Origin of the sequence: Nocardia nova NBRC 15556 (genome assembly GCF_001613005.1) — a bacterium.
Classification (GTDB): Bacteria; Actinomycetota; Actinomycetes; order Mycobacteriales; family Mycobacteriaceae; genus Nocardia; species Nocardia nova.
Genome location: NZ_BDBN01000159.1, coordinates 1 through 9,199, shown reverse-complemented (window position 1 = coordinate 9,199; position 9,199 = coordinate 1). Strand labels below are relative to the sequence as shown.

Annotated in this window: 9 protein-coding genes; 6 read left to right on the top strand and 3 right to left on the bottom strand. The window is 70.4% G+C overall.

The features are described from left to right. Positions 1–910: 910 nt before the first annotated feature. On the top strand, positions 911–1,789 hold the full coding sequence (locus tag NN2_RS35100) for a DUF3710 domain-containing protein (RefSeq protein ID WP_063019531.1): 879 nt from the start codon (positions 911–913) through the stop codon (positions 1,787–1,789). Positions 1,790–1,832: 43 nt separating this feature from the next. On the opposite strand, the gene NN2_RS35095 is transcribed toward NN2_RS35100, so the two are convergent. Further along, positions 1,833–2,561 carry an alpha/beta fold hydrolase gene (locus NN2_RS35095; RefSeq protein WP_063019525.1) on the bottom strand — a complete coding sequence of 243 codons (729 nt, stop codon included), beginning with the start codon at positions 2,559–2,561 and terminating at the stop codon, positions 1,833–1,835. A 307-nt stretch (positions 2,562–2,868) separates the two neighbouring features. Between NN2_RS35095 and NN2_RS35090 the strand changes: the two genes are divergently transcribed. From NN2_RS35090 to NN2_RS35080, 3 genes are all read left to right on the top strand, one after another. Next, positions 2,869–3,291, top strand: a complete 423-nt coding sequence (locus NN2_RS35090) for an OB-fold nucleic acid binding domain-containing protein (RefSeq protein ID WP_051756768.1) — start codon at positions 2,869–2,871, stop codon at positions 3,289–3,291. A gap of 180 nt (positions 3,292–3,471) precedes the next feature. Beyond that, the gene (locus NN2_RS35085; protein WP_063019529.1) at positions 3,472–4,077 is read left to right on the top strand and encodes a DUF3159 domain-containing protein; all 606 of its coding nucleotides are present in this window, start codon (positions 3,472–3,474) and stop codon (positions 4,075–4,077) included. A 170-nt stretch (positions 4,078–4,247) separates the two neighbouring features. Then, positions 4,248–4,907 (top strand): sigma-70 family RNA polymerase sigma factor, encoded by a 660-nt coding sequence (locus NN2_RS35080; protein WP_308248266.1) that lies wholly within the window; start codon positions 4,248–4,250, stop codon positions 4,905–4,907. A gap of 6 nt (positions 4,908–4,913) precedes the next feature. Here NN2_RS35080 and NN2_RS35075 read toward each other — a convergent pair whose 3' ends face one another. Next, positions 4,914–5,615, bottom strand: coding sequence for a potassium channel family protein (locus NN2_RS35075; RefSeq protein ID WP_063019523.1), 702 nt, complete (start codon positions 5,613–5,615; stop codon positions 4,914–4,916). Continuing rightward, the gene (locus NN2_RS35070; protein WP_030517211.1) at positions 5,612–6,283 is read right to left on the bottom strand and encodes a potassium channel family protein; all 672 of its coding nucleotides are present in this window, start codon (positions 6,281–6,283) and stop codon (positions 5,612–5,614) included. Before NN2_RS35070 ends, NN2_RS35075 begins: the two co-directional genes overlap by 4 nt. Before the next feature lie 168 nt (positions 6,284–6,451). Here NN2_RS35070 and NN2_RS35065 point away from each other — a divergent pair, with 168 nt between their 5' ends. Together NN2_RS35065 and NN2_RS38875 are read left to right on the top strand one after the other, a co-directional pair. Continuing rightward, on the top strand, positions 6,452–8,440 hold the full coding sequence (locus NN2_RS35065) for an APC family permease (protein WP_063019520.1): 1,989 nt from the start codon (positions 6,452–6,454) through the stop codon (positions 8,438–8,440). Beyond that, the coding region (locus NN2_RS38875; RefSeq protein WP_245658981.1) for a TRAM domain-containing protein at positions 8,437–9,199 on the top strand (763 nt) is incomplete at its 3' end. The genes NN2_RS35065 and NN2_RS38875, both read left to right, overlap by 4 nt.

Sequence of the window (9,199 nt, the reverse complement as noted above, 5' to 3'; positions counted from 1 at the left end):
CGACGATCACGCCGGTGGCTCCGCGATCCCGCGCATTCCCGGTGGCCCGGCGGGTACGGGGGCGATGCCGCGCGTCCCCGGTGGGCCGGTCGGCACCGGCGCGATCCCGCGCGTTCCCGGTGGCCCTGTCGGGAGCGGTGCGACCCCGCGGATTCCCGGCGGCCCGGCGGGAACCGGTGCAACACCTCGGATCCCGGGCGGTCCGACCGGTACCGGACCCACACCGCGGATTCCCGGCGGCCCGCTGGACTCCGGTGCGATGCAGCGCAATCCCGGTCCCGCGGCCGGTACGGGCCCGACTCGACGCAATCCTCCGGGGCCGGGTGGCACGGGTGCCGTGCCGAGAATTCCCGGCGCAGCGCCCGCACCGGGCGGTCCGGTGACGGGGTCGGTCCGGCGGATTCCGCCCGGTGTGAACCCGGCCGGGCCCCCGACGGGCTCGGTGCCACGGCTTCCTCCGGGACCCGGACGTCCGGCGCCGGGCGGTCCGGGTGGTCCCGGCCGACCGTCGCCGGCCGGCTCACCCGCCGGGGCTCCACCTCCGCCGCGACGCGCCGCGGAGCCGACGAGTACGCCCGCGCCGACGGTTACCGGCCGGCACCCCGTCGTGCCCGGACAGCAGCGCCCCGATGCCGGTGACGTCGAGTACGGCCACCCGCAGACGGGGCGGCATCGCCCGGTGGAGGTCGAAGCTCCCGGCTATCGCGAGCCCGCGCAGCCGCATGCCGCGGCGCCGGACCCCTACGCCGGTCGCGGGTACGACACCGCCGAATCCGGCCCGGCCACAGGTGGTTTCGCGGTAGCCGACCCCTACCGGCAGTCCTCCGGTGCGCACGGCGCCGACTCGTACGCCGAAACTCCGGGTTACGCCGCTGCCTACGCCGAGGATCCCGTCGAAACCCCCGGCTACGTGGACGATTCCGCATATGCCGGTGCGGAGGCCTATGCCGAGGCCGACGCGTACGACGCCGAAAGTCTCGACGACACCGAGGGCTTCGACGACGACGCCGACTACGCCGACGAATACGACGCCGACGAGTACGAGGACGAGGACCGCGACGCCGGCGAGGGCGAGGATTCCGCACCGCGGACCGGGCCCTTCGATTACGACGAGGTGGCCGAGATTCTCGCCGAGATCTCCGACCAGCATCTCGATCTGGGTTCGGTGCTCCTGCCGGTCCCCGACGGCGGTCAGTTGCAGGTGGAGATGACGCCCGACGGCACGCCGCAGGCGGTTCATCTCGCGACCCCGCACGGACGTCTCACCGTGGCGGCCTACGCGGCACCGAAATCGCCGGGCCAGTGGCGGACCGTCGCCGCGGATCTGGCGGAATCGCTGCGGGCCGACGGCGCGCAGGTCTCGGTGCAGACCGGGCCGTGGGGTCGCGAACTGCACGCGGTGACCGAGGGCGCCGACCTGCGCTTCATCGGCGTCGACGGTTACCGCTGGATGGTCCGGCTGGTGGCGGCGGGGCCCTCGGGCGCCGCCGACGAGGGCGGCCCGCTGGTCGAGGCGGCCCGCGCGATTCTCGCCGAGACCGTGGTGCGCCGCGGCGACGAGCCGATGCCGGTGCGGGAACCGTTGCCGGTGGTGCTGCCGCAGGAACTCGCCGATCAGTTGATCGCGGCGCATCAGCAGCAGGTCGAGGCGCAGCAGCAGGCACTGGCCGCGCAGGCGGCCGCGGCCGAGGCGGCCGCGACGGGCACCTTCCCGGTGGTCACCGCCGAGCAGCAGGGGCCGCGCCGCGGTGCCGAAGGCTCGGCGATGCAGCAACTCGGTCTCAACTGACCGCTTCCGGGCGCCCGCGATACGGCCGGGCGCCCGGAAGCCGTCAGGCCCGCAGTTCCTGCGTGACCAGGTCCGGGACGCCCCGGGCGCCGAGAATCCCCGGATCGGCGCCGAGCTCGTCGAGCGTGATGCGGTGGATGCGCGCCCGCGGGATCAGCTCGTACCACTGTTCGGCGACGGCGAGCGGATGCACCGGATCGTCGACCGCCGCCACGACGGTGGTCGGAACGCGCAGTGCCGCAAGCGATTCCGTGTCCGGCCAGGCATAGGTGGCGGCCTCTTCCAGCGCCGACGGCAGATCGGGCCAGTGCGTGCGCCACGACTGGGTCAGCGCCCGGCCCAGCCAGGCCGGGCAGCCCGCGCGCATCCGTTCGATCACCGGTTCCAAGCCGTCGGCGCGCAGCTGAGCCGCGGTGCTCGCCGCGCTGAGCGCCGCCGGGCACCCCGCGATATCGGAACCGGTCCAGGCAGGCAGGGCCGCGACCACCCCGAACGCCGATTCCGAGTGGGCGCCGGCCCATTCCACCGCGATCGCGGCGCCCAGCGAAATCCCCGCGGCGAGCACCGGGCCGAGGAGGGCCGCCTCGTCCAGCGCCGCCCGGCAGCTCGCGACCACGGCCCGCGGCTGCGGCTCCACCGCGATGAACGGCAGATCCATTGCGGCACAAGCGGGTTCGAACGCTCGCCGGGCGAAGTCGGCGTCGGATCCGGTGCCCGGCAGGGCGACGACGACGGCCGGGCGCGAGCCGCCGGCACGGGGTAGTTCTGCCACGGCCGCAGCCTAGCCGCTGGGCCGGATGAGCCTCGCGCCCCTCCGATCACCGGCGGAGCCCGGCGGTCCGGCCCGCCCTTCCGGTGCGAGAAAAACGTGTTGTCGACCACTCGAATCCGAGGGTTCGCGCGCGGATCGGCGGGGAACCCAGCAAACGGTGCGGTCAGCGCCGTGACGGTGGTGCCGGGCTCCCGTAGCGAGGGCGTCCGGGTGCATCTACAGTGGCGGTGTACGGCCCATCAGCCGGTCGTGTGGGAAACCGACGACGTGTGACCCACGCCGTCTGTAGTGCAGGAAGTGTTGCAAGATGCCTTTCACAGGCGGAAACAAGGCGGGTTCCGGTGCCGCGGGCAAGGTAGGCCCCGACAGCGGTTATTTCCGGCGTCTGGGGCGTCGTCTGACGGCCGATCTCGACGTACTCGATGCGGAGGAGCTGGCGGAGACCTCCGAAGCGTCGGGCGCGTGCAGGGCGGCGGAATGCCGACGTGGCGAAGAGGTCACCATGCTGGGGCGATTGCGCAGTGTGGAGGCCTGTCCGAAGTCGGCCAGCGCTTCGGTGGAGGCCGAATTCTTCGACGGCACCGACGCGGTGACCCTGGTATGGATCGGCAGGCGCCGCATACCCGGTGTCGAATCGGGACGCCGTATCCTGGTCCGTGGCCGCATCGGTGAACGCGATGGCGCCAAGGTGATGTTCAACCCCTACTACGAACTCCGCGAGAATTCCTGACGTATGCCGATACCCCACAACAACGAGGGCGCCGACCCGGCCGCCGTGGCCGGACACCGCGCGAACCCCGTTGCGGGGCGCGGCCGTCACCGCCTACGCGAGTCCGGCGGTGATGCTCCGCGTCATCCCGCCGCCGGCGAGGACGACGATTCTTACACCGGCGAGGACCGCGAGGAGGAGATCGAGCAGACGCTGCTCGAACAACTCGGTGGTATCAGCGGACTGATCTACTCCACGCTGCCGGTGGTGGTGTTCGTCCCCGCCAATACGCTGTGGGGCCTGACGGCTGCCATCTGGGCGGCGCTGGCCACCGCCGCCGGTGTCCTGATCTGGCGGCTGATCCGCCGGTCGCCGATCCAGCCGGCGATCTCCGGGTTCATCGGTGTCGCGGTCTGCGCCTTCATCGCCCACCGCACCGGCGCCGCGAAGGGCTACTTCCTCTTCGGCATCTGGGCGAGTCTGGTCTACGCCGGGGTTTTCCTGGTGTCGTTGCTGGTGCGCTGGCCGCTGGCCGGCGTGATCTGGGGTGTGCTCAACGGCCACGGCCACAGCTGGCGTTCGGATCGGCGCGCGATGCGACTCTACGATCTGGCCACGGTGGTGTGGGTGATCGTCTTCGGCGCCCGGTACCTGGTGCAGAATCATTTCTACGACACCGACAGCACCGGCTGGCTGGCCGCCGCCCGCATCGCGATGGGCTGGCCGTTGACCGCGGTCGCGCTGCTGGTGACGGTGTGGGCGGTGCGCCGTGCCGGCCATATGCCGGTCTCCTCGGCCACCGAATAGCGCGCCGAACAGTATCGGCGGACCGAACCGACTCCGAGTCGGGTAATGCCCCCGATTCTGGGGGCGGACAACGATGGGGTGGGCAGAACCCACCCCTGGGGTATCTATTCCACGAACCGGATTCGGCGCACGATCGTGTCAGTCAGTAGCGATCGGCGAGAGGATCCCCGGTGGATACCGAGAACGACACGGTGACGGTGCCCGGCCCGGCGAAGGGCGCGGGAGTCCGTTCGCCGAGATCGGCGCCCGCGGGGTCCGACAGCCGCCGCGCCGCCGCCGAACTGGACCGCCTGATCGGCCCGGCCGCCGCGGGCGACCAGCGCGCGGTCACCGAGATCATCCGGATCGTGCACCCGCTGGTGCGCCGCTATTGCGCCGCACGCGTCGGAAGCAGCAACAATCCGCACGTCACCGCGGACGACATCGCGCAGGAGATTTGTATCGCGACCGTCACCGCGATTCCCCGCTACCGCGATCAGGGAAAATCGTTCCTGGCGTTCGTCTACGGCATCTCCGCCAACAAGGTGGCCGACGCGTTCCGCCGCGCCCAGCAGCATCCGTCCTATCCGGTGGCCGAATTCCCCGACACCGCCTCCACCGCGCCGGGACCCGAGGAGCTGGCGCTCAACCTGGAACGCCGCCAAGCCACCCGCGAGCTCATGAAGATTCTCGCGCCGGCCCATCGGGAGGTGCTGGTGATGCGGATCGTGCTCGGCTGGACGGCCGCGCAGACCGCCGAGGCCATCGGCACGAGTCCCGGCGTGGTCCGGGTCATGCAGCATCGCGCGCTGACCAAGCTGCGCGCGCAACTGCTCCCCGAAACCGCCTGAGCGGATTCAGATCGCGGGCGGCTCCGCGCCGGCGGGAGTCGCGCCCGCCGGTTCCGTGGCCAGACTGCGGCGCAGTTCGTCCTCGGCCTCCACCGTGGACACGAACAGCAGCTCGTCCTCGCCCTCCAGCGGATCGTCGGGCTGGGGGACGATCACCCGGCCGCCGCGCAGGATCGTCACCAGGGCGACGTCGCGGGGCAGAGAGAGCGTACGCACCGCGCGACCGGCCAGCGCGGTGTCGGTGGGCAGGGTGATCTCGACGAGGTTCGCCTGGCCCTGACGCAGCGTCATCAGCCGGACCAGGTCGCCGACCGAGACCGCTTCCTCGGCCAGCGAGGCCAGCAGCCGCGGTGTCGAGACCGCGACGTCCACACCCCAGGAACCGTCGAACAGCCACTCGTTGCGCGGATCGTTGACCCGCGCGACCACGCGGCGCACCCCGAATTCGGTCTTGGCGAGCAGGCTGAACACGAGATTGGCCTTGTCGTCGCCGGTGGCCGCGATCACCACCTCGTAGTCCTGCAGGCCCGCTTCCTCGAGCAGTTCGAGTTCGCAGGCGTCGCCGTGCATCCAGACGGCCGAGGCGGCGACCGTCGGGTCGATGTGGTCGAGCCGCCGCTCGAGCAGGGTGACCCGATGCCCGCCCCGCAGCAATTCCTGGGCGATGGAGCGGCCGACGGCGCCTGCTCCCGCGATCGCTACGTTCACGACTTGTCCTCGCTCGAAGGGGCGGTGGCGGCGACGGCCACGGCCTCGCCGACCTTGTCGGAGACGGCGGCGATGTAGACCGTGTCGTCGGCCTGCAGCACCGTTTTGCTGGTGGGCAGCAGCGCCTGCCCGAAGCGGACCAGGAAGGCCACCCGCACCGGTACCGCATCTTCCAGATCCCGCACGGTACGCCCGTACCAGTCCTCGTGCAGAACGAGTTCGGTGACCGAGCCGGTGCCCGTGGGATCGCGCCAGGTGGCGGTGGTTTCGTCGCCGGTGAGCGTGCGCAGGAACCGGTCGGTGGTCCACGGCACGGTGGCGATCGTGGGAATGCCGAGCCGCTCGTAGACCGCCGCGCGCTTGGCGTCGTAGATGCGGGCCACCACCCGTTCCACCCCGAAGGTCTCGCGGGCCACACGTGCGGAGATGATGTTGGAGTTGTCGCCGTTGGACACCGCGGCGAACGCGCCGGCGCGCTCGATGCCCGCGCGGATCAGCACGCCCCGATCGAAGCCGACGCCGGTGACCCGCTCCCCGGGAAAGTCCTTGCCCAGGCGCAGGAATGCGCCCGGATCCCGGTCGATCACGGCTACCTCGTGGCCGATCCGGACCAGGGCGCGTGCCAATGCGGAGCCGACTCGGCCGCACCCCATGATCACTACGTACACCGTGTCAACCCCAATTCCGCCGAAAACCGTGGTGTCCGGTCTGGTTCCCTCTCGAGGGAACCGTACCCGTTGACGGTTCCCCGCAGCATGTTCCCCCATCGGCCGGGACCGAAACGCGAGTGAACCGCCCGCTATGTCACATCCGGTCCTGCCCTTATGCTGTGCCGAGTGTCCAAGTTGACGACGGCCGTCAAGCGTATGGTGGTCGGCCGCCCTTTCCGTAGCGATTCCCTGGGACATACCCTGCTGCCCAAGCGGATCGCGCTGCCCGTCTTCGCCTCCGACGCGCTGTCGTCGGTGGCGTATGCGCCCGAGGAGATCTTCCTCGTGCTGTCCACGGCGGGTTTGTCCGCCTACGTCTACACGCCGTGGATCGGGCTGGCGGTCGCGACCGTGATGGCGGTCGTGGTCGCCAGTTATCGGCAGAATGTGCACGCCTATCCGTCCGGTGGCGGTGACTACGAGGTCGCGACGGTCAATCTCGGCCCGATGGCCGGGCTCACCGTCGGCAGTGCGTTGATGGTCGACTACGTCCTCACCGTCGCGGTGTCGATCTCCTCGGCGGCGTCGAACATCGGGTCCGCGGTGCCGTTCGTGTCCACCCACAAGGTGCTGTTCGCGGTGGCGGCGATCGTTCTGCTGACCGCCATGAATCTGCGCGGCGTGCGCGAATCGGGGACCACGTTCTCGATTCCCACCTACGGCTTCATGATCGGGATCTTCCTGATGCTGGCCTGGGGGGCGGTACGGATCTTCGTCTTCGGCGACGACCTGCACGCCGAATCCTCCGGATTCGGTCTCAACGGCAACGAGTCGCATCTGCAGGGCATCGCCTTCACCTTCCTGATCGCGCGCGCGTTCTCCTCCGGATGTGCGGCGCTGACCGGCGTGGAGGCGATCAGCAACGGCGTGCCCGCGTTCCGCAAGCCGAAATCCCGCAATGCCGCCACGACACTGCTGATGCTGGGTGTCATCGCCGTCACCCTGCTGATGGGCATCATCCTGATGGCGCGCAAGCTCGGTGTCGTCTTCGCGGCGAACTCGTCCGATCTGGTCGGGGCGCCGGCCGGCTATGAACAGAAGACGCTGGTCGCTCAGCTGGCGCACACGATCTTCGACGGTTTCCCGCTCGGCTTCTTCTACATCACCATCGTCACCGCGCTGATCCTGGTGCTGGCCGCGAACACCGCCTTCAACGGCTTCCCGGTGCTCGGCTCGATCCTGGCGCAGGACCGGTTCCTGCCCCGGCAGCTGCACACCCGTGGCGACCGGCTGGCGTTCAGCAACGGCATCCTGTTCCTGTCCGGCGCCGCGATCGCGTTCGTGGTCCTGTTCGGCGCCGAGGTGACGCGGCTGATCCAGCTCTACATCGTCGGTGTGTTCGTCTCGTTCGTGCTGAGCCAGACCGGCATGCTGCGGCACTGGACGCGGCTGTTGCGTACCGAAACCGATCCGGCGGTGCGCCGGCGGATGCTGCGCTCACGCGTCATCAACGCCATCGGCCTGACCATGACCGGCGCCGTGCTGATCATCGTGCTCATCACGAAATTCCTCGCCGGCGCCTGGATCGCGATCGTCACCATGGCCGCGATCTTCGGCCTGATGCGGCTGATCCGCCGCCACTACGACACCGTCGGGCGCGAGCTCGAGGAGCAGGAGTTCACCGGGGTGCTGCCCAGCCGCACCCATTCGATCGTGCTGGTATCGAAACTGCATCTGCCGACGCGGCGCGCGCTCGCCTACGCCCGGGCCACCCGCCCGGACACGCTGGAGGCGGTCACCGTCAACGTCGACGAACCCGACACCCGGGCGCTGGTGCGGGAGTGGGCCGACAGCGATATTCCGGTGCCGCTCAAGGTGATCGAATCGCCCTACCGCGAAATCACCAAGCCGGTGGTGGATTACGTGAAGCGGGTGCGCAAGGATTCGCCGCGCGATGTGGTGACGGTCTTCATCCCCGAATACGTGGTCGGCCACTGGTGGGAGCAGTTGCTGCACAACCAGAGTGCGCTGCGGCTCAAGGGCCGGTTGCTGTTCGAGCCGGGCGTGATGGTGACGAGCGTGCCGTGGCAGCTGAGTTCGTCGGCCAAGGCACGCCGCCCCGAAGTGGTCAACGCCCCGGGCTCGGTTCGCCGCGGTTACGAGGATCGTTCGTGAGTGCCGGGCCGGACTGGTCCGGACGCACCCTGCAGGTGCGGCTGGGACCACCCGGCCACGGTGGTTTCTGCGTCGCCCGGCACGAGGGCCGGGTGCTCTTCGTCCGGCACGGTCTGCCCGGGGAACTGGTGCGTGCCCGGGTGACCGAGGACCGCGGCGGCTCGTTCTGCCGCGCCGAGGCGATCGACATTCTGGAGGCGTCGCCGGACCGCGTGGCGCCGAATTGCCCGGTCTCGGGTCCCGGCGGCGCCGGCTGCTGCGATTTCGCCTTCGCCACCCCGCAGGCGCAGCGTGCCCTGAAGGCGTCGGTCGTCCGCGAGCAGTTGCGGCGGCTCGCGCACTGGGAGACCGACATTGTCGTGGAGACGCTCCCGGTGCGCGAGACCGGTCTCGGATCCGAGGCGGGTGGTGCGGGACGCTCCCGCGGGCCGGCGGCCGGGTCCGAACCGGATGCCGATCACCGGCTCCGCGAGGATGCGACCGTGGTCGTCCCCGGCGGCGAGGCGCTCGAGGTGGGGTGGCGCACTCGGGTGCGATTGGTTGTCGATGCCGAGGGCCGTGCCGGCGTACATCGGTATCGCAGCAGTGACGTGATCACGGATTTGCGCTGCCCCCAACCTGTTTCGGGCGCGATGGACGGCATCGCCGACCGCGCGTGGACTCCCGGCGCCGAATTGGTGATCGCCGTCGACGCGGACGGCCTGCGCCATATCGTGGAACTCGCGCCGCCGGCCGCACCCCCGCGGCGTGGCGGCGATC